16 protein-coding genes are annotated in these 20,048 nt (G+C 45.8%); 8 read left to right on the top strand and 8 right to left on the bottom strand.

Annotated elements, in window-relative coordinates; all coding sequences use genetic code 11:
- Nucleotides 1-350: 350 nt before the first annotated feature.
- From D0A37_RS06230 to D0A37_RS06215, 4 genes are all read right to left on the bottom strand, one after another.
- Complete coding sequence (locus tag D0A37_RS06230) at nt 351-2,756, bottom strand: cache domain-containing protein (protein WP_242722353.1); 2,406 nt, start codon at nt 2,754-2,756, stop codon at nt 351-353.
- 550 nt (nt 2,757-3,306) lie between these two features.
- Nucleotides 3,307-3,771, bottom strand: a complete 465-nt coding sequence (locus tag D0A37_RS06225; RefSeq protein WP_242722350.1) for a hypothetical protein — start codon at nt 3,769-3,771, stop codon at nt 3,307-3,309.
- 189 nt (nt 3,772-3,960) lie between these two features.
- Nucleotides 3,961-4,521: a sugar O-acetyltransferase gene (locus D0A37_RS06220; protein ID WP_242722347.1), complete on the bottom strand. Its 561-nt coding sequence runs from the start codon at nt 4,519-4,521 to the stop codon at nt 3,961-3,963.
- Nucleotides 4,522-4,672: 151 nt separating this feature from the next.
- Nucleotides 4,673-5,347 (bottom strand): MBL fold metallo-hydrolase, encoded by a 675-nt coding sequence (locus tag D0A37_RS06215; protein WP_242722344.1) that lies wholly within the window; start codon nt 5,345-5,347, stop codon nt 4,673-4,675.
- Nucleotides 5,348-5,380: 33 nt separating this feature from the next.
- Between D0A37_RS06215 and D0A37_RS06210 the strand changes: the two genes are divergently transcribed.
- The gene (locus D0A37_RS06210; RefSeq protein ID WP_242722340.1) at nt 5,381-6,853 is read left to right on the top strand and encodes a site-2 protease family protein; all 1,473 of its coding nucleotides are present in this window, start codon (nt 5,381-5,383) and stop codon (nt 6,851-6,853) included.
- A 455-nt stretch (nt 6,854-7,308) separates the two neighbouring features.
- Entirely contained in the window at nt 7,309-8,421 is a 1,113-nt protein-coding gene (locus D0A37_RS06205; RefSeq protein WP_242722338.1) for a glycosyltransferase, read from the top strand.
- Nucleotides 8,422-8,761: 340 nt separating this feature from the next.
- Here the strand turns inward: D0A37_RS06205 and D0A37_RS06200 are convergent, their stop codons facing one another.
- Nucleotides 8,762-8,992, bottom strand: coding sequence for a hypothetical protein (locus D0A37_RS06200; RefSeq protein WP_242725385.1), 231 nt, complete (start codon nt 8,990-8,992; stop codon nt 8,762-8,764).
- Nucleotides 8,993-9,182: 190 nt separating this feature from the next.
- Between D0A37_RS06200 and D0A37_RS06195 the strand changes: the two genes are divergently transcribed.
- Nucleotides 9,183-10,676: an IS5 family transposase gene (locus D0A37_RS06195; RefSeq protein WP_242717340.1), complete on the top strand. Its 1,494-nt coding sequence runs from the start codon at nt 9,183-9,185 to the stop codon at nt 10,674-10,676.
- Between the two features lie 328 nt (nt 10,677-11,004).
- Here the strand turns inward: D0A37_RS06195 and D0A37_RS06190 are convergent, their stop codons facing one another.
- Together D0A37_RS06190 and D0A37_RS06185 are read right to left on the bottom strand one after the other, a co-directional pair.
- Nucleotides 11,005-11,502 (bottom strand): helix-turn-helix domain-containing protein, encoded by a 498-nt coding sequence (locus D0A37_RS06190; protein ID WP_242722335.1) that lies wholly within the window; start codon nt 11,500-11,502, stop codon nt 11,005-11,007.
- Between the two features lie 201 nt (nt 11,503-11,703).
- Complete coding sequence (locus D0A37_RS06185) at nt 11,704-11,901, bottom strand: FkbM family methyltransferase (protein WP_242725383.1); 198 nt, start codon at nt 11,899-11,901, stop codon at nt 11,704-11,706.
- A 462-nt stretch (nt 11,902-12,363) separates the two neighbouring features.
- On the opposite strand from D0A37_RS06185, the gene sat reads away from it, so the two are divergent.
- A complete protein-coding gene (gene sat / locus D0A37_RS06180; RefSeq protein WP_242722332.1) occupies nt 12,364-13,545 on the top strand; it encodes a sulfate adenylyltransferase in 1,182 nt (393 codons plus the stop codon).
- A gap of 176 nt (nt 13,546-13,721) precedes the next feature.
- Nucleotides 13,722-16,115 carry a caspase family protein gene (locus D0A37_RS06175; RefSeq protein ID WP_242722329.1) on the top strand — a complete coding sequence of 798 codons (2,394 nt, stop codon included), beginning with the start codon at nt 13,722-13,724 and terminating at the stop codon, nt 16,113-16,115.
- A 223-nt stretch (nt 16,116-16,338) separates the two neighbouring features.
- On the opposite strand, the gene D0A37_RS06170 is transcribed toward D0A37_RS06175, so the two are convergent.
- Nucleotides 16,339-17,643, bottom strand: a complete 1,305-nt coding sequence (locus D0A37_RS06170) for a valine--pyruvate transaminase (protein WP_242722326.1) — start codon at nt 17,641-17,643, stop codon at nt 16,339-16,341.
- A 40-nt stretch (nt 17,644-17,683) separates the two neighbouring features.
- On the opposite strand from D0A37_RS06170, the gene D0A37_RS06165 reads away from it, so the two are divergent.
- The 3 genes from D0A37_RS06165 to D0A37_RS06155 all read left to right on the top strand — a co-directional run bounded on the left by D0A37_RS06165 (nt 17,684) and on the right by D0A37_RS06155 (nt 20,001).
- Nucleotides 17,684-17,875 carry a hypothetical protein gene (locus D0A37_RS06165; protein ID WP_242722323.1) on the top strand — a complete coding sequence of 64 codons (192 nt, stop codon included), beginning with the start codon at nt 17,684-17,686 and terminating at the stop codon, nt 17,873-17,875.
- 356 nt (nt 17,876-18,231) lie between these two features.
- Complete coding sequence (locus D0A37_RS06160) at nt 18,232-18,774, top strand: carboxymuconolactone decarboxylase family protein (protein ID WP_242722320.1); 543 nt, start codon at nt 18,232-18,234, stop codon at nt 18,772-18,774.
- A 21-nt stretch (nt 18,775-18,795) separates the two neighbouring features.
- The gene (locus D0A37_RS06155; RefSeq protein ID WP_242722317.1) at nt 18,796-20,001 is read left to right on the top strand and encodes an adenylate/guanylate cyclase domain-containing protein; all 1,206 of its coding nucleotides are present in this window, start codon (nt 18,796-18,798) and stop codon (nt 19,999-20,001) included.
- Nucleotides 20,002-20,048: the final 47 nt, after the last annotated feature.

Raw genomic sequence — 20,048 nt, 5'->3', positions numbered from 1 at the left:
TTTGCGGTGGTTGCACCTTTATTATTTCCCTAATCTCAATTCCGGTTGCACTCCTCCGGAATTGTTGACTGTTGACTGTTGACTGTTGACTGTTGACTGTTGACGGGCGGGTCGAAAAACTGAATGGTTGAGTGTTAACTGTTGACTCGATTTTATTATTCCGATGCAACCGGAAACGATATAATCCTATCATAGCAATTTGGGTTAACAAATGATCATGAGGTTTGTAGTGAGGACTTCAGCGCTCTGTTTTATGAGGGCTAAAGTCTTGAGTACGAAGCCAAATTAAGCTTTTAGCAGAGCTTGCTGGCAAGATTTGCGACGGGTTTCCCTGGTGGCAAGATGCGATATCAAACGATCGGCAATTTTACCATAAACTCAGCACCGCCCCCAGTTTGAGATTTAATTTGAGATTGCACTGGAGATTCAACTGTAAGGCGGCCACCGTGCAATTCTACAATAATTTTATAGCAAACCGACAACTCCCATCCTGTAAAATTTTTAAATGATTTAGTATGGCCACACTGGTCAAATATTCTGTGTTGAATTTCCGGCGGAATTCGGGAGCCGTTGTGGGCGATCGATACTGCAATAAACCTGCCTGGAGAATCCTCGACAATATCTGTTTTAATTGTAATAATTTGAGCGGAGTTTTCCATACTCTTAAGAGCATCAATAGCATTGGTGAGGAGACTCGCGAATACCTGGCTCAGTTGACCGGGATAACACAAAATGGGTGGCAGGTTGTGGTACTCCTTGACTACTAATATTTTTTGCTCCAGCCGACTCGCTAGCAACAGCAAAATATTGTCGATGGTTTCATTTAGGTTGGCGTGTTCTTTGTTGGGTTCGTCAGGAAGCGAAAATTTTCGCAAAGCCAGGACTATTTGGCGAATGCCATCGGCTCCTATTTTCAAAAGGTTGAGAATTTGCGGCAACTCTTCGCTGATAAAATCTAGGTCGCAGGCCTCTATTTCTTTGGCAATTCGCGGCACAGGCTCGGGATATTGTTCGCGATAGAGGCGAATTATATTGAGCAAATCTTTGATATAATCGTTAACGTGAATCAGGCGACCGTAAATAAAGTTAATCGGGTTATTAATTTCCTGGGCAACTTCGGCGGCTAGTTGACCGACAATTGTCATTTTTTCGCTTTGTACTAAATGCTCTTCGGTTCTTCTGAGTTTGGCTAATACTTCTTCCAAAAGTTTGAGTTCTTCTTGAATTTGCCCGTGGAGTTGGGATTGAGAAATTGCGATCGCCAGCGAGTCGGCAATTGCTTCCAAAACTTCCACCTCGTCGGGAGTCCCAAACCGCCGATTTGCACAGGCCAACAGATATCCGAGCCGATTAGTCTGAGTCAGTACGGGTACTGCTGCGTAGTGACTATTTGTGAGTTCGATATGGGCGTGTTCCTCAGACGCTGTGGCATCAGGGGCGGCTGTTTTATGTAGCAGTATCGTTTCGCAGCGGTGAAGCCGTGCAGCTAAATCTCCAGAGGGCCCTCCTGCAACACCAAAGATTCCCAAGCCCGTCGGCAAACCTTCCCGGCAATATTCCCAGGCAAATTCTAAAGTATCTCGTCGGGGATCGTACCATGCGAAAATTGCTCGATCGAGCTTCAGTAAAGTACCGAGTTCGTCTACTGTAGTTTGGAGGATGCGATCGAGGTGCAAGCAAGCGCGAATCCGGCCGGTCAAGCGGTGGAGAAGGCCTTCTGTGCGACTGCGAATGCAATTTAGGGCAAACAGCTTGAGCGCCACAATTGCTGCGAAAATAGCTGCGGCGGCAAGTACGCCTGCGGCTACTGCTAGTATCTTGAAAGGAAGGAGTTCTTGTTCGAGATTGTCACGGGGAATTACGAGGGCGATCGACCATTCAGCTTGTTCTAAAGGAAGATAGGCAACATAAACTCTGGCGCCGTTGATTTGAGTCAGCACAATGCCCGTTTTTTGATAAACCATCTCCCGAGCTACATTTGCCAAATTAGCATCTGCCGACTCTAAAAGACTAGGAGCCGATTTGTCTATATTTCCGATTAATCCAGCGTCGGGATGCACAATCGGCACTCCTTGAGAATTGAGAACAAAAGCGTAAGTTCCTGCCCCATATTCCAGCTTTCCTACTACTTCGGCAATTCTGTCGATGGTAATGACGCCGTTCATTACTCCGATCGGCTTTTGTGCTTTTTTATCAATAGAATTTGCCGAATTTGACCACACCGGAGCCGAAATGGGAACAATACTTTGTCCTTTGAGCGTGCGAGAAATGGTAGGATCTGAAACATAGACTTCCCCAGCCATCGCCTTTTTAAAGTGTTGGCGATCGCTTACATTAATCAAGGCTCTGCCCACTTTTGTGGTGAAATAAGAACCGTCGGGATCAATTAATGCCAAGTGCTGGAATTCTTGCAGTCGATTTACTTCCGATTTTAAATAAGGCTCTGCCACTGACCAATTCATTGAACGAACGGGAGGAGTGTTGGCGAGGATTTCGATCTCAGCCTTTCTAGTGTCGAGCCAGCGATCGATCTTGTTGGCCCGCTCCCTAACTTCTAACAAAGCATTTCGCTGGCTTTTGGTTATAATCAAGCGCTGAACGCTTTGATAGCTGATACAACCAGTGATGCTAGCTGCCAGAACTGTTCCCCCCAAAATTAAGAGCGCAGTTTGGTACCCAAGATGGTATTCGCCCTTTAATCCCGCTGGCAATAGTCGAGTTAATTTCCACCACTTTACTTTCGCAAAGCTTCGCATGGTTTGACCAATTTGTGAGATTGAAATCCTTAGCTCACCTGCGATGTACTAGCCCGCCTGCCAGTAGTCTGAAACTACTAGCCTTCAATAAGTGTGGGATTTTTTAATTTTTTCCCGCCGGCCGGCTCACCTTGTTAAACTGGAATAATATTCTACCATTTTTTTGATGAATTAAAACTTTTCATTAACAACTTAAGATTTTTCTTAACAGTCGTTAATAATTTATGTTAATTAGGTGATGTGAACACTGCGAACCCTACATTGAGATGTTTGGTGTTTGTCTTAATAACGAAATATTAAAAGTTTTTCCTTCATTAATGAACTAAAAACTTGTTAAATCTTTAATTTACATCGTTTCCGGTTGCATGGGTATTTTTCAAAAATCCAAACAGTCAGTTAGCCGGACAGCATAATTTTAGTCAACAGTCAACAGTCAACAATCATATCGAGGAGTGCAACCGGAATTCATATTACATCTCAAAACTCGAAACTATTTTCGGTGCATCCGCTGGCTGAGGCACTGTTAAATTGCCCCAGTTGCGCGATTTGTTTAAAGAACCTTGTGAGTGTGTTCGTGCTGTTTCACATTGTCTTCAGTGCGAATGATGCGCTCGGAGTTGAGCACTCTTTTGCGTTCTAAGGAATAAGTAAAGTCGTTGCGAACTGTTCCCAAGGGAATGTGAAGTTGAGCTTGGGGGCGGATTTTGTAAGTGCGTGCAGCGGCGATCGCCCGAAAGCCAAATTCTTCGCTAAACTGAGCTGAGGTAGGGAATTCTGGCAACATTTTGGGTGTTTCGCCGTCGAGCACTGCTCCCAAAGTCGTCCCGCAAATCATTAAATAAGATGTGGGAATTCCCTTCAAAATTGCTTCCAAAGCTGCTGAGGGAATAGCTTCGATTACTTGCACTTCAAAAACTTCGCCTTCTTCTTTGATGAAGCAGGTAGCTACACCGACTGCTATGTAGTCGTCGGTGCAGAGATCAGGAGCGTTGGGATAAACTGTTGCAGTCGTCATAAGAAAAGCTTGGTAGTGTGGAAACCGGGAACGAGAAATTAAGCGATTTTAGATTTGAGATTTTAGATTTTTTCCAGCGTTTTTTTCGGGGATTTTACCTAAAAAATCTCAAACCGGCTGTTCTAATACCTAAAATTTTTGGCTTAAGCTCCAAAGAGCCGATCGCACGATTGTGTCGATCGTACCACATCAAGGTAGATGCCGGATGATGCGGCAAGGATTCCCTGCCGCCACGACGTTTGCGGGAATATCTTTGACAACAACACTGCCCGCGCCGATCGTGCTATTGTCGCCAATAGTCACTCCTGGACAAATAATACTGCCGCCACCCATCCAAACATTATTGCCAATATTAATTTCAGCGGCGAGTTCTCGGCCAGAAAGTCTAATTTCCGGGTCTGTGGGGTGAAAAGCGGTGTAAATTTGCACGTTGGGCCCGCACAATAAATTTTCGCCAATATTAACTCGATTGCAGTCGAGAATCACGCAACCAAAATTCATGTACAATCCGTTTCCAGCATAAATATTGCTGCCGTAGTCGCAGTAGAAAGGTGGCTCGATTTCAACTTGTGGGCCAACTGCACCGAACAATTCTGCGAGAATTTCTAACCGTTTGTCTGGTTCGTCTTCGCGGGTAGAATTGTAGATTCGGGCGAGGCGGCGGGCTCGCTGGCGATCTAAAATTAATTGCTCATCAGCAGCTAAATACAATTCGCCGGCGAGCATTTTTTGGGTTTCGGTTTTTTCCACAGTTTTTTCCCATGTAAGAATCGGCGGTTAAACCGCTACTTCACCAACGAACTTCCTCTCTGAGAGACTGAAGAATAATGTAGGGTGCGCTAGGCGCACCTTACCGCTATAATTAGCGCGTCAGATCATTTTTTGATGTTGCAGAATACATTTAGGGTTCAGGTTTTGACTGCAAACAAACAGCTAAATCCAGATTGGCTAATTTCTCAAAAGCTCGATCCATCGATCCTTTTCCCCGCAAAAAACCAGTATTTGCACCGGGACAAATATACTGTAAAGTTTCTGGCGAAAATCGATCGATAATTGATTTCACGCTGTTAATTTGCCGGGGCCAGTGAAAAGTTTTTGCCGTCAACAGCGGTACTGGGGCGGCTTCTCGGTTGGGGAGCAAGTGCCTACCCGAAAACAGCACTCCACCGCTGCCACTATGATAAAGGCAAGAGGAACCAGGAGAATGGCCAGGAGTCCAAAATGCTTTCATTCGATCGCTCACAACAAATTCTCGCTCAAAAACCGTCACCTTCAAACCCGGCAGTAAATAAGCTTCCTGCTCTTGAATCAGGATCTCGCACCCCGTGGCTTCCTGAATCTCCCGCGCCTTGGCGATAGCGCCACGGTGGGTGAGAAACAGCAGTCGCACGCCGCCGTGTTCCCGCAAAAATGTTTGGTTAATCTCATCCCAAGCGGGACAATCCACCAGGATGTTAGTTTGGTTTTCTACAATGAAATAGGCTGTTGCACCCAGAGTTTCCCGGTTAGGCGGGAAAGCAAGGATATTGTCGAGCACGGGCCTGGGTTGTTTGGAGACTAAACTCTGTTGTTTCAAGGAAGTATTTCAGAAGGGAATGGGATAAATATTATGTTCTTTTTACTATGGTTGTTCGTATTGGGGCTGATATCGTACTACTTGTTGCAGAACGGCACCAGCCGCATCACCAGGACTCCGATATGGCTGCTGTGGCTGGTAATGATGGCGCCGGCGCTGATTTGGAGTGGTTGGATGTTAGTTTACGGTACCAGCAAAACTGTACCGCCGGAGTTGGTAATTATACCTTTTCTGGTTTGCCCTTTTTTGTATTGGTTTTTGGTACAGTTGGGGCGCAAGAAAATTACCGCCGAAACTGCTGAGCAGCTAGCAGAAGAAGCGACTGAACCTGCCAAGCCAAAACCGCCCGTGCGGCCGATCGATGCAGCAGAAGAAGCGAGTTTGCGCGATTGTTTTCCTTGGTCAATTTACTTTTTGCGAGATTTGGAATTTCGGCCGCAGGCTGTAATTTGTCGCGGACAGTTGCGGACGAACCCGGAGGCTGCTTATCAGACAATTCGGGAGAATGTGGAGAGGCTTTTTGGCGATCGCTTTTTAGTAGTATTTCAAAACAGCTTGAGCGGTCAACCTTTTTTTGCTATAGTTCCCAATCCCAGCCACCAACCAGGGGAAACTCCTGTCAAAACCGAACCTGTAACCCGGCCCTTTTTCGCATTAGCTTTGCTGCTGATCACGGTGTTTACGACTACGCTTGTCGGGGCGCGACTTGCTGGAGTTACTGAACAAGCTTTGCAGTCCAACCCATCAATATTGCTCCAGGGTTTGGCTTACTCGCTTTCTCTAATTACAATTTTAGCAATTCACGAATCCGGCCACTATTTAGCTGCCAGATTCTACAAAATTCGCACGACTTTGCCTTATTTTATCCCCATTCCTTTTTTCTTGGGAACTTTTGGCGCCTTCATTCAAATACGGGGGCCTATTCCCCACCGCCGAGCTTTATTTGATGTTAGCATTGCCGGCCCCCTTGCGGGTTTAGTGGCGACAGTGCCATTATTAATTTGGGGTTTGAATCATTCGACTATTGTACCGCTGTCTGAGAAGTCGGGAATGTTAAATTTTGACTCTTTCAAACCCAGTTTTTCACTGCTGATGACTTTGTTGAGCAAGTTAACCTTGGGCGGCGCTTTTAATGCGGAAACTGCGATCAATTTGCATCCGGTAGCGGTGGCGGGTTATTTGGGTTTGATCGTGACGGCGTTTAATTTGATGCCGGTGGGACAACTCGACGGCGGGCACATCGTACACGCGATGTTCGGCCAGCGAGCGAGTATGGCGATCGGGCAAGTTGCTAGACTTTGTATGCTGCTGCTTTCTTTTTTGGAACAGGGTTTGCTGCTGTGGGCAATTATTTTGTTTTTCACGCCACTAAACGACGAACCTGCGCTGAATGATGTTAGTGAATTGGACGATCGGCGGGATTTTTTGGGGCTAATGGCGATCGGGCTTTTGTTAATGATTTTGTTGCCGGCGCCCAGGGTACTCCTTGAGTGGTTAAATGTTTAGTCTCAAGAAGGGGAAAGACGAAGAAGGAAAAGGTTCATAAATCCTAGGGACTTTAGCATTTATCAACCCGCTCTTTCTACACGCGATCGCGACTCAGCGGCAAAATACATATTGTTAAAAAATCATCAATATTGACATTGAGACCATAGATGTGTTATTGTTTTTCCTGATTACGGGATAGATTCACCCACTGCAAGTGCTGCCATAAGTGCGATCGGCTAGATTTGCTAGCTAGTAGCTAAGTAAATTGGGAAGTTGATTCAAGGGAATTGACATTTCAAATTTAATTAAACAGTCCTGGACGCAAAGCCTTTACATATAGCGTTTTGTAGCGACAATCCCCCCATGGTTGCCCCTATCCATAGGATTGTTGCGTCCAGCACGATTGAATTTACCCTAATCCCCTCGTCTTTGGTATAATGTGCGGGATAATTTAATAAAATTAAAATCCAGTTATGAATATTTTTGTACTTTCTTCACGGGCTTTATCCTCAACTGTATCCTGGGACCCTCTTTTTGAATTAGAAAATATTGTTGTACGAACCTGCAACGCACAACTTTTGGTACCATCGGCCCGCGATGTAATCCAGTGGTCATCCACACTTTATCCCCTAGCCAATCGAATAGTCCGTAAAGCTGTTAAGTCTACTACAGGTTTATATAAGTTACCACTTTTATCTCAATTGTCGGACAAACCCAATGTTTTACTGATTATTGGTTTATCAGGAGGCGATCTGGAACTACTCTCAAGTATACCTAAGTGGAGGGAGCGTTTTGATGTTGTCATCGCTTATATTTTCGATTCTTGGGCACCGGAAATTTATTCAAAAAATGTCTATCATTTAGATCATTTATTCGTTGCACTTCCAGAAATTATAGATGAACTGAAACAACGTTTTGGTATACCAGTATCGCTGATCCCTTTTGCTGCTGATGTTCTCGCTCAGGGTTCGTGTCAACTCAAGCGTTCAATAGATTTAACAAGCTTCGGGCGGATACCCTCACACTATGACACTGTGTTTTGCAATAAATTCAATCAACCTGGTTCCGAACAAATTTACTATAAATCTACGCCCAGAAAAGCAGAGGAATTTCCGAAATTGCCTTACGAAATGCGTAGAGACGAGCCAGATACTCTGCTGCTATTCCACATTCTCAGACATAGCAAACTCACCTTGGCATTTGACACGCTCTATCCTGGTATGCGTCGGTTTCCTTACTCGTTTATTACACTGCGTTGGTTTTATGGTACTGCGACTGGCGGTGCGGTAGTTGGGAAGCGTCCAACTACACATCTAATGGATGAGTTGATGAATTGGGAAGATGCTACTATTGAGTTGCCCGATGACCCGCAAAAAAGTGTTGAATTCATTAATGAACTTTTACAGGACGAGGTGAGGCTTAATTCTATATACAAACGCAACTATGTTGAGAGTTTAGCCCGTCACGATTGGAGACATCGGATTCAAAGTATGCTGGAAGCTGTGAAAATTCCTCTACCGCAGGGACTGCTGGAAGAACTGTCACAGATGAAGATGATTCATGAAAAAATGGTCAGCCGATTTTAGATTTTGGATTTTGGATTTTGGATGGGAGAATTACTCCCCTCCTGAGTCTGCGAAGGAATCAATCCGGGGAGCCCGGGGCTAAATTGCTTGATTGCCATGCCAGAGCTGATTGTAGAGAAATAAAAGTGATAGATTTGAATGGGATTCCGCTCGACTTTGCCGTCGATGTATTCACCCCGCTAATTGGCAATACTTTGTTCGCGCTTGAAAGCGGAGCGGAGTAGAGACGACTTAGTTTTTTCTATTGTTAGAAGCAAGTTAATCATTTGAAAACCCAGCCCGTCTTTATACGGAATTTTACATCGATTCGTATTAATAAATAAGAAGTCATACCAATTTCCTAAAGCTCTGCTACAGATAAGGCATCTAAAATGAATTGCCATCCCGTCAAAGAAGCAATGACTTCATTCGTCAACTTGTTTAACTCTTTTTGCACCGCTGCTCTCAACTCCTCTATGTGTTCAAATCTCAACCATTTTAATTGTTCTTTTACATACCCCCACAGTCTTTCTATTGGAGTTACTTCGGGACTGTAGGCTGGCTGAAATAGCAAAATAACATTCTCGGGTATGCTCAGATTTAAGGAGTTATGAAACCCTCCATTATCTACTTGTATGATATGTAAATCCCGAGGATACTTAGGGCTTGCTGGATAAGTGCAGAAAGGTTACACGGCTTGGTTATGCGATCGTCCGATCAAGGAAAGTGTGCAAGATAAACAGGTAAAATAGTACAAAAGCCTTGCATCACCCAGTGCGAGCGTGTACAGAAAAGCTGAGCTTGCCTCAAGTCCCCCATCCGAGTTTGAACTGCCCTTTGGAGGAAGGTTGTCATCAGACAACCGTTGGGTAAAAATGGCCGAACTAATTCCCTGGTCAGAGTTTGAAGCAGAATATGCCCAAAACTTCCCCACAGAAAAGGGCGCACCAGCCAAATCATTTCGGATGGCATTGGGAGCATTAATCATCAAAGAAAAACTGGGAATTAGCGCTCGCGAAACGGTAGAACAGATTCGCGAAAACCCCTATCTGCAATACTTTATCGGTCAATCAAGCTACAGTAATGAACTCGCATTTGACCCATCTCTATTAGTACACTTTCGGCAACGAATCAGTCCGAACCTCATCAATAAAGTCAACGAACGCATGGTCGAAAAAATGCGCTCTCTCACCCCAATCAAACCAGAAAAAAAAAAGGCTTCGGACGGCAAAAATGAGTCACCCAATCGCGGTAAGTTGATCGTAGATGCAACCTGTGCCCCAGCCGATATTAGTTATCCGACCGACTTAGGACTATTAAACGGAGCCAGAGTTCATACAGAAAAAATCCTAGACATTCTCTATAAACAAATCAAAGAAAAAACCCATAAAAAACCAAGAACCTACCGTAATCTCGCCCGAAAAGATTACTTAGCAGTAGCCAAACAAAGACGACCCACCCGAAACAAAAGAAGACAGGCAATTAAAAAACAACTTCAGTACATCAAAAGAAACCTAGCTCATATTGAACAGCTAATCGATTTAGGTGCGACCATAGAAGGTCTGAATAAAAAGCAATATAAAACTTTGCTAGTCCTCACAGAAGTCGCTCGCCAACAACAGTGGTTATTTGACAACGATAAACAGAGTATTGAGGATAGAATAGTAAGTTTAAGTCAACCCCATATTCGTCCTATAGTCAGAGGAAAAGCCGGGAAAAGCGTAGAGTTTGGAGCCAAACTGTCAGCCAGTTGTTTTGAAGGATATGTATTTTTAGACCGGATGAGCTGGGATAACTTTAACGAATCAGGGGACTTAAAAGCACAAGTAGAAGCTTATTATAGATTTACAGGATATTATCCAGAGTCAGTTCATGCAGATCGCATTTATCGTACAATATCAAACCGAGCGTGGTGCAAAGAAAGAGGAATTAGGCTCAGTGGGCCCCCTCTAGGAAGACCCCCAGCAAATGTGAGTAAATCAAAAAAGAAGCAAGCGTTGGAAGATGAGAGAATTAGAAATGCAATTGAGGGCAAGTTTGGGCAAGGGAAACGAAGATTCGGTCTCAATCGAGTGATGGCAAAACTTGATAATACATCTGGTACAGTTATTGCAATTAGTTTTTTGGTAATGAACCTTGCTACCTGGTGGCGTCGGCTTTTTTGTGTGTTTTTATGTCTATTTGGAAAAAGAACACCTGTTTTTGGGTTGAAGATAATCCCCAATTATAGATGGGGGGACTCGATCCAGAAAAAACTTATATTTAACTCTGCTTGAATATATCGATCGCTCCTGTTCTTAGTTTGCGATCGATTATTCAGCAAACCCTACTTATTGGCAAATAGCTCCAAGAATTTCTCGAAGCACGTTGTATCCAGATGGGTAAACTCGTAAAAAAAACCCTCTCCTGTTAGTGGCTCCACTGCCCCGTACAGCCATAAATAAGTAAAATCCCATTGCACTTTTCCTTGCGGTTTTATTCCGCGACCTGTTAATTTTCTTCTCCTAATTGTATGCAAGCCCATCCGGCTTTCATCTTCACTCCAATATCGCACTTTTTTCCACTGCTTTAAAAAGCTCTCACTCTGACTCAGGCTGCCTTTGATTAAGGATGACAGTTTTTTTTAAATTCCTCTGGTGCTCCTGGTTTTTGCTTTTCACTTACTGGGCGCGGCACTTTTAATTTGCTTTTGAGCCGATATCTTGCCCACTGATGTACTGTTCGATATGCTAGTTTTACTTCACAGCAGCTTGTCAACCATTGATGTACTTCTTTATAGCTACTGAATCCTTCGGGTTGTTGCAATTCCTTTGATAATTTCTCTACGGTTTCGGGATTCATTATTCTCGGTCTTCCCGAACGGGGTTTCTGGATTAATAATTCTTCTATTCCCCCCGAGCGATAGCTAGACAGCCATCTTTGTATTCTGGTACGATGTTTACCTAATCGCACAGCAGCCGACAATACACTTTCTACCGTTTGAGTTTTGAGCCAATACAGAACTTGCAGTTTTTCATAGCGTTGAGCATCTTTTTCTTGACGCAGAAGAGCTTTCAATTCTGCTGCTGTTTCCCGAATTTCAATCTTGGCAACTCCTGACATTTTTCTTTCTTATGTTTGGGTACTAATTGACAACACAGACACCTACTAACTGTAGCACTACTTTAGGAAATTGGTATCACAGGTATCCATGTCAGGGAACAGGTATGAAAATGGGATGCAGATAAAACCCAATCTTTTTAACCTGTTGGTAATTTTCTTAACTTCCTCAGTGCTAATAGAAGCTGGCATAAAATCGTGAAACTATATAGTTATCTGCTTAACATTGCAGAGCGTGGCATCGCTAGTTGAGTTAAAAACGGCTTCTTCAGCACCTTCAATATCTATCTTTAACAAATCAACTAACTCGATTCTCTGGTTGTTCAGAAAAGTTTCTAAAGTGATACCATCCACTGATATCTCTCCCTGAAGGCCGTAGACACTAGCAGATTCCTGACTAATACTATTACATTTCGACGATCGGAAATATATATTTTTAATGGCTTTTTTCGGTCTGATATAGCCTAATTAAAATTTTTAACTAAGCGATTTTCTGGGAGTTGAGAATACACAGAAGTAAGTGCTTATATGGGGTAACACCGACAAGTGAAGTGGCGAGTTGTCGCTTTGCGAAATTAACCGAAATAGGCGCCTAAATTGAGCGCTAAAGAGTCAGAGTAGAGGATTTGAGAAGAATATGAGTTTTGAGATTTCTCAATCCTGAATGCTTTTGCCAGAAATCGATAGATTTCATTAATAAATTATAAAGTGTCATGAGTGGCAAAATAAATTATGGTTAATCCCAACATTCAAAACCATGTGTGCCGACCTACTGAGGAAAATTAATTAATGGTAACAATACTTTGGTAGGATATAGTCTGGCAGCTAAAGTCCAACATCTTAAATCTAAAATCCCGAATCGACATGAGCCAGCATTCAGACCGCATTGCCCCTCACGGCGGCACCCTGGTCAACCGCATTGCCACACTAGACCAAAGACAAGAATTTTTCGATAAAGCAGAAGTCTTGCCGCGAGTCCAGCTTTCGGATCGATCGATCTCTGACCTGCAAATGATCGCCATCGGCGCCCTGAGTCCCCTCAAAGGGTTCATGAACGAAGCTGATTATCGATCGGTCGTTAAACAAATGCGCCTCTCCAATGGCCTTCCCTGGTCGGTTCCCATCACCCTCTCGGTAACAGAAGAAGTCGCCGCCCCCCTGAAAGCAGGAACTTTAGTGCGCCTCGACACCCCGGCGGGCGAATTTGTCGGACTCTTGGAACTCGCAGAAAAATACCACTATAGCAAAGAAGAAGAAGCCCTTAACGTCTACCGCACCGACGATCTCAAACATCCCGGTGTCCAGGTAGTAGACCAATCCGGACCCGTTAACCTCGCAGGCGACGTTTGGCTACTGGAACGCGAACTAGATGTCCGCTTTCCCCAATACCAAATTGACCCGGCGAAATCGAGAATGCTGTTCACAGAAAAAGGATGGAAAACCATAGTCGGTTTCCAAACCCGAAACCCCATCCACCGGGCCCACGAATACATCCAAAAATGTGCCTTAGAAACAGTAGACGGCTTGTTTCTGCACCCGCTAGTCGGGACGACAAAAGAAGACGACATCCCGGCTGATGTGCGGATGCGCTGCTACGAAATTCTGCTAGAAAAATACTATCCAAAAGATCGCGTAATTTTGGCAATTAATCCGGCGGCGATGCGCTACGCCGGGCCGCGAGAAGCAATTTTTCATGCTTTAATCCGCAAAAACTACGGCTGCACTCACTTTATCGTGGGGCGCGATCACGCTGGAGTTGGCGATTATTACGGCACTTACGATGCCCAATATATTTTTGACGAATTTGAGCCGGGAGAATTGGGAATTGTGCCGATGAAATTCGAGCACGCTTTCTATTGCACGCTGACCGAACAAATGGCTACAACTAAAACAAGCCCAAGCACTCCCGAACAACGGGTGCATTTGTCGGGAACCAAAGTTCGGGAAATGCTGCGCGCTGGAAAATTGCCGCCGCCGCAGTTTTCTCGGCCGGAAGTCGCTGCTGAATTAGCCAAGGCCATGAATATTTTTAGTTACGAGATTTAAATCTTGAACTTTGGTGTGGGCGACATTCTCAAGAGTTTTGAATTTTGAGTTTTGAGTTTAAATTTTACAGTTTTAAACTTAAAGCTCAAAAGTTAAAACTAAAAAAAAATATCTTATATCAGCTCCGTTTGATTCGGACTTGTATTAGATCGAGTTCTGTTAGGTCGTAAGATTAAATGAACCGCGAAGACGCTCATAGCGCGAAGGAAGAACTGCACCTTCTTCTTTCTCTTCCTTCGTGTCCTTTGCGCCTTCGCGGTTTAATCATTTCGATGCAACCGGATGCGATTTTAATACTAAACACTATTAAATCCCCTAAAATTATTGAGGGGAATTTAACTGAAAATTCAAAACTTAAAATTCAAAGCTATTTAAAAATGGGACTCAAGCGGCGGGAATTTTTGCAGCAAGCTGGCCGGGTGCTGGCCGCCATCGGAATCAGCGAGGCCCTGTGGCTGCCGTTGGGCGATCGCTACCTCCAAGCCTTAGCGCAGCCGACAGCCAGGAAATTGGCTTTGTTGGTGGGCGTTGACAAATATCCAGACTCGCCCCTGCACGGCTGCGTCACCGATGTGGAATTGCAGCGGGAACTGCTGATATATCGGTTTGGGTTTGTGCCGTCTGACATTTTGACTTTGACTGACGCTCAAGCTACGAGGGAGAATATCGAGACGGCGTTTGTAACTCACTTGAGGGAACAAGCAAAACCCGGTGACGTGGTAGTTTTTCACTTTAGCGGCTGCGGTAGTCGAATTAGTTTGGGCGAGTCTCCCGGAATAATGCACAACAGTTTGGTGCCGGTGAATGATGTTTTGCCGTTGTTAGCTAACCGGGCGGTGAACGATATTTTAGAGGAAACGCTGTTGCTGTTGATGCGATCGCTCGCGACAGAAAATGCGATCGCCATCCTCGACGCCAGCTACCCCTATCGGGGTTTCTCCAAAAACGGCAACTTTCGCCTTCGCTCCCGCCCCCGCCCCACCATCGGCGAGCCAAGCCTCGCAGAATTAACGTTCGCCGAAGACCTCAGATCCGGCACAAATCTCCGTCCTGCCGCCACCGTACTGGCCGCGGGTGCGAATTCCGAACTCGCCGCCGAACAAGAGTGGAACGGATTTACCGCAGGTTTATTTACCTACGCCCTCACCCAAACTTTGTGGTGGGCAACTCCCGCTAGCAGCTTCAGCGTCAATTTCAGTCGCGCGGCGGGTAATGTCGAGGAAATTGCGGGGTTATCGCAGCAACCGCAAATTCTCAATCACGATTTAACAGCCGCGCCGGCGGTGAATTTTTCAAATTTAATTTTGAATTCCCCTGCATCTGACGGCGCTGTAACGGCGGTGGAAGACGGGGGCAAAACTGTGCAGTTGTGGCTGGGTGGGTTGTCGCCGGGGGTTTTGGAGTGCTCCGGGGGTTCTGTGTTTGCTGTGGATTCCTCCGAGGGCGCGAGGCTTTTGCTGCGGGGACGCACGGGCCTCTCTGCTAAAGCCCAAGTTTTAGACGGGTTCGATCGAACAAACAGCCCATTAACAGCCGGCAAACTGGTGAGGGAAGAAATTCGGGTATTGCCGCGAAACATCGGTTTGACAGTAGCTTTGGACTCGGGTTTGGAACGCATCGAGCGGGTGGACGCTACCAGTGCCTTTGCGACTGTGCCACAAGTTTCGGCGGTAGGGAGCGAGCAATTGGCTGACTGTCGGTTCGGCAGAGTCCCGGAAACAACTTTAGCCGAAACAGTCTCGCCTCACGAGCCTGCTTTGTCTCAAAGGCGTTACGGTTTGTTTTCTTTGGCTCAAATGCTGATTCCCGATACTCAGGGCGACGGGGGAGAAGCAGTCAAGGTGGCGGTGCAGCGCTTGACTCCGCAGTTGAAAGCGCTGCAGGCTGGGAAGTTGCTGCGGCTGACAGTCAATGAGGGGTCTTCACGCCTGAAGGTGCGGGCGGAGCTGGCAACTACCGCACCGCAAGCGCGGGCCGTGGCGCAGCGAGAGCCGATGCGGACCGAAAAGTCTTACCGCCTGGAACCTTTGAGCGGGGAAAGCGAGAAATCAGCCAATGCTCATATACTAAGTATGAGTAAAAGCAGCCGACTTCAGTGTAGATTGTATAACGACAGCGATCGCCCGGTTTACTTTGCGGTGTTTGACTCGGGCAGCGCGGGACGGCTGTCAGTGATCGGCGCTGAGAGCAAAAACGGTGTGGGGGGGATGTCGCGGCCGATCGCTCCTGGGGAGAATGTGACGGTGCCGGCGGCTGGGGCGATCCTCTTCGAGGGCTTCGCTAACGGGTGGGCGGTATCTGCGCCGATCGGAGTTGCGGAAACTTTCATTATATTTAGTGAGAGTCCCTTCGCTCAAACTCTGGCTGCAATAGAAGCCGAAATGCAGCAAACGAGGGATGCCCTGCCAATTCGAGTGTTGTTGAATCCTTTAAATGTGGCGCGGGCGGTACTCGAAGATTTGCACGCGGCTAGCATTCCAGGGGTGCAGAAAGCGGGGATATCGACGGACGATTTAGCTTTGGATGTGAAAGTTTGGGCAAGTCTGAGTTTTGTTTATCGGGTGGTTTAATTGTTAAAAACTCCTCGCTCATAGTCGGCGATTGAAATCGCTTTTGACCTCAAACTACACAAACGAACTCCACCTACGCAAGAGTGAGAAATCATACCAAATTCGGCTTAAATACCCCCTTGATCTCGCTTGTCTGCGGAGGCGGAGGAAAGTTTGAATTGTAGAGCGGTTTCCACCGCCGAATCAGAAAGGAGGTGGATTTCTGCGGATTTGGTATAATAAATCAAGACTGATAAAGCTTTTCTACCATTTGAGCCAAGCGTTTCATTGCAGTTTCAATCTCATCATTTGTCGCAGTCAAACTGATGCGTAAACACTCATGTTTGTGCTGCCAATCTTCCCGCAAACCGGGGAAGAAAGAACTTCCCGGCACGACAATTACGCCGACTTTTTTCAACTCTTGATACAGTTCCCAATCAGTCATTGGCAAATCTTTCAGCCACAACCATGCGAAAATTGCTCCTTCGCCCCGGTGCAAGAACCACGGCAAATCTTTCGGCATTGCTTGTTCTAGAGTGCTTTCTACGATCGCAAATTTGCTTTGATAGTATGGGCGAATTACGTTGATGGAGATGTCGGCAAGAGCGCCGGAAGCAATGGCACGAGTGGCGATCGCCTGTCCGTATCTCGGCGAATGAATGCACATATTGGTCTGAAAACATTCTAATATTTGAATGATTTTTTCATCGCCGATCGCAATTCCGATTCTTTCTCCCGGTAATCCGGCTTTCGACAAACTCATACAGTGCACGATATTGCCGCCAAAAATCGGCGTCATTTCGGTAAAATTCAAGGACGGGAAGGGAGGGCCGTAGGCGGAATCAACGAACACCGGCGCGTCAAAAGCGGCCGCTAAATCGGCAATTTTCTTAACTTCGTCGTCGGTGAGAACGTTGCCGGTGGGGTTGCAGGGACGGGAAAAAATGACGCAACCTGTGCTTTGGTCGATCGACAATTGGCTGAAATCCGGCCGGTATTTGAACCTGTGGGCGGGTGCATCAATATCGAGGGTGGGTTTGCAGGCGACTACCGCTTCGGGAATCAAGCTAACGCCGCCGTAACCGGTGTAGTCTGGGCTCAGCGGTAAAACAATATTTTTAAGGCTACCCCCCCTAGCCCCCCCTTCGTAAGGGGGGGATGGGGGGGGTGCGGTGTAGCCGCCGAAAGCGTTGGCTGCGTAGAAATAGATCGATTGACTTCCGGGAGTAATTAGGATATTGCGATCGGTCAAACTCAGTCCGTAGCGGCGATTAAAATCCGTCCGCACCGCATCAATCAACGGCTGATAGCCTTGACTCGAACCGTAGCGACAAACCACCTCGCCGTATTCCGGGCCCGCCAAAAGTTCCGCAGTGCAGTCGCGCCACAACTGCTCGACTTCCGGCAAAATCACCGGATTTCCGGCGCTCAAATTGATAAACTCCTGCCCGCTGCCGGCTCTGAGTGTTTCAATAATATCTTTCATAATTGCCCGAACTCCCGTGAGGTGGGACATCTGAGCGCCAAATTGAGTCAGGGCAGGGTTCATAGCAAATGCAGCGACAATGATAGAAGTTTACAGTTTACCCATGATAACTCCAGTCGCAGGTGTTAGCCTAGCTTGTCTGGGACATGGGTTGTCGATCGAGCATCTGATTAATTTAATAAACTCGATCGCACAGCATTTTGTTTTTCCCCTCTGCGCGCGCCGGATCATAAGATTCAGGGCATTGGTGGAGCCCGATCGAGCGATCGCACAGTGTTTTTTGCCTCAAAATTAGCGAACGGAACAGCATTATCTAATTCAAGAGTTTTGGTAAGATTTCACACCGCCGCGCCCCATGAATTGCCCATACTTGACAGCAGCCATTGCAAACATCTAAGATTAGCACTATAACCCGATCGCAACAGAATTTTATCGGCTCCGGTTACTGCTATAATTGCAGCTTTAATCCAGCCTCAAGAATCAGATTTGTTGCTAGCTCATTTTCATGATTCGCGGTTTGCTGACAGCGGTGCATTTTATCATCAATGCGACTAAAGCCCAGATAGCTCCTAACCTCACCCTTTGAGTGGTGTTACATAACAAATACGTAAATCCCAACCAAACTTAACTGCCGTCAAGTTCAACACAACAATGACCCACTTTCCACTTATAGAATACGAGCAACTTACAGATCCTAAAGCCAAAGGAGTGTACGAAGAAATATTGACAGACTTGGGGTTTGGTATTGTCCCCAACCTGTTCAAGTCAATGGCAATCAACCCTGACCTATTAGAAGCAAATTGGAAAAAATTCCGGGGAACCATTCTGCAGGGAGACTTACCCCGCACGCTTAAAGAAATGGTCGGTGTCGCTATTTCCCAATCAAATAATAGCGAGTACGCTCTCCAAGTTCATCTGCACGGATTGTCAGCCTTGGGGATGAGCGAAGAAATCCTGCGAACCCTAGTTTCTGACTTTGCCAACTGCCCTTTGCCAAAACGTGATAAAGCCGTAATTAGGTTTGGCTTGCTCGCTGCTACAAAGCCCCTGGAAATGACAGAAACTGATTACCAAAACCTGCGGGATTTAGGGCTAGATGATTCTGAAATATTTGAGATTATTGCAACAGCAGACTTGTTTAGCTTTGTCAACCGATATACGGATTCAATAGCCCTCGAAATAGATGCTTTGTAATCTATATTTTATACCCCTATTATGGGCGATCGGCTAGAAGATCAAGATCGAAAAGAACTTCTGTTGACAGCGCGCCGTTTGTTAGCAGAAGCTCAAGCGCTTTCCATCCGCATTTCCGCTGTCAACGAAATTGCCACTGCCATTAACCGCACCCTCGATCTGGGTCAGATTTTGCGGGTAGTAGGCAAGCAAGCCAAATGGCTGCTGGACTTTGAGCACTGTAGCGTTTGCCTGCACAGCAATAACGCTTGCATGACCTTATTTGGCCCGCATATCCCTGTAGATATTTCAGCCCTGACAGAGGGCGGCCCTATTAAAAAAGCTTTCACAACACGTCAACCTCAATTAATTCAACAAGCGGATGCTACTGCTATTTTATCCCCCTACGCTTCGCAGATTATCCTTCCTTTGGAAAGCGAAGGTAAGGTTTTAGGAACCATTAATTTTGCCACAACCAAGCCGGGGGCTTACACTCAAGAAGACTTGCGGATTGGCTATCTTTTGGCTTTGCAACTATCCTCAGCCATCCGCAATGCTGAACGCTTTAAAGAGATAAATAATCTGTATTCCGAGCTCGATGCCGAAAAGCACAAATCTGACCAGCTACTGTTGAATGTGCTCCCGCTTGAAATTGCCGAGGAGCTCAAAAATAACGGCAAAGTGGAACCACTTTATTATGATAACGTATCGGTTTTATTTACTGACTTTAAAGGCTTTACTCAGTTATCTGAAAAAATGACGCCGCGAGAGTTGGTTGACGAACTAGATTATTGTTTTTCTTATTTCGATCGCGTGATGGATAAATACTCTATGGAAAAACTGAAGACTATTGGCGACAGCTATATGTGCGCGGCGGGAATTCCTACCCCTCGCCAAACACACGCCTTTGACGCTGTACTTGCTGCCATAGAAATTCGACAGTTCATGGCTTTGCGAAAAATACAGAAAGCTCAACAAAATATCCCTTATTGGGATATCCGCATTGGCATTCATTCAGGCCCAATACTTGCTGGGGTAATTGGCAATAAAAAGTTTTCCTATGATGTCTGGGGAGATACAGTCAATACTGCATCTCGGATGGAATCTTCCGGCGTACCTGGAAATATCAATATCTCTCATGCAACCTTTGAATTCGTTAAAGATTTTTTTGAATGCGAATACCGAGGAAAAATTTATGCTAAAAATAAGGGCGAATTGGATATGTATTTGGTTCGCCATCTTAAATAAATTTGCGAATGGCTAATTGCTAAGGGAAAAGGGCTAAGCGAGCAGTT

The sequence above is a fragment of the Microcoleus vaginatus HSN003 genome, from assembly GCF_022701255.1.
In the GTDB taxonomy this organism is placed as follows: Bacteria; Cyanobacteriota; Cyanobacteriia; order Cyanobacteriales; family Microcoleaceae; genus Microcoleus; species Microcoleus vaginatus_B.
Note: the sequence above shows the minus strand (reverse complement) of the source record. Positions and strands in the feature narration are given on the sequence as shown.

What these genes read in the sequence shown, in the direction of transcription:
- D0A37_RS06230 (WP_242722353.1), bottom strand. Translation starts at nt 2,756, where the DNA reads ATGCGAAGCTTTGCGAAAGTAAAGTGGTGGAAATTAACTCGACTATTG.
- D0A37_RS06225 (WP_242722350.1), bottom strand. Translation starts at nt 3,771, where the DNA reads ATGACGACTGCAACAGTTTATCCCAACGCTCCTGATCTCTGCACCGAC.
- D0A37_RS06210 (WP_242722340.1), top strand. Translation starts at nt 5,381, where the DNA reads ATGTTCTTTTTACTATGGTTGTTCGTATTGGGGCTGATATCGTACTAC.
- D0A37_RS06205 (WP_242722338.1), top strand. Translation starts at nt 7,309, where the DNA reads ATGAATATTTTTGTACTTTCTTCACGGGCTTTATCCTCAACTGTATCC.
- D0A37_RS06190 (WP_242722335.1), bottom strand. Translation starts at nt 11,502, where the DNA reads ATGTCAGGAGTTGCCAAGATTGAAATTCGGGAAACAGCAGCAGAATTG.
- sat (WP_242722332.1), top strand. Translation starts at nt 12,364, where the DNA reads ATGAGCCAGCATTCAGACCGCATTGCCCCTCACGGCGGCACCCTGGTC.
- D0A37_RS06175 (WP_242722329.1), top strand. Translation starts at nt 13,722, where the DNA reads ATGAACCGCGAAGACGCTCATAGCGCGAAGGAAGAACTGCACCTTCTT.
- D0A37_RS06170 (WP_242722326.1), bottom strand. Translation starts at nt 17,643, where the DNA reads ATGAACCCTGCCCTGACTCAATTTGGCGCTCAGATGTCCCACCTCACG.
- D0A37_RS06165 (WP_242722323.1), top strand. Translation starts at nt 17,684, where the DNA reads ATGATAACTCCAGTCGCAGGTGTTAGCCTAGCTTGTCTGGGACATGGG.
- D0A37_RS06160 (WP_242722320.1), top strand. Translation starts at nt 18,232, where the DNA reads ATGACCCACTTTCCACTTATAGAATACGAGCAACTTACAGATCCTAAA.
- D0A37_RS06155 (WP_242722317.1), top strand. Translation starts at nt 18,796, where the DNA reads ATGGGCGATCGGCTAGAAGATCAAGATCGAAAAGAACTTCTGTTGACA.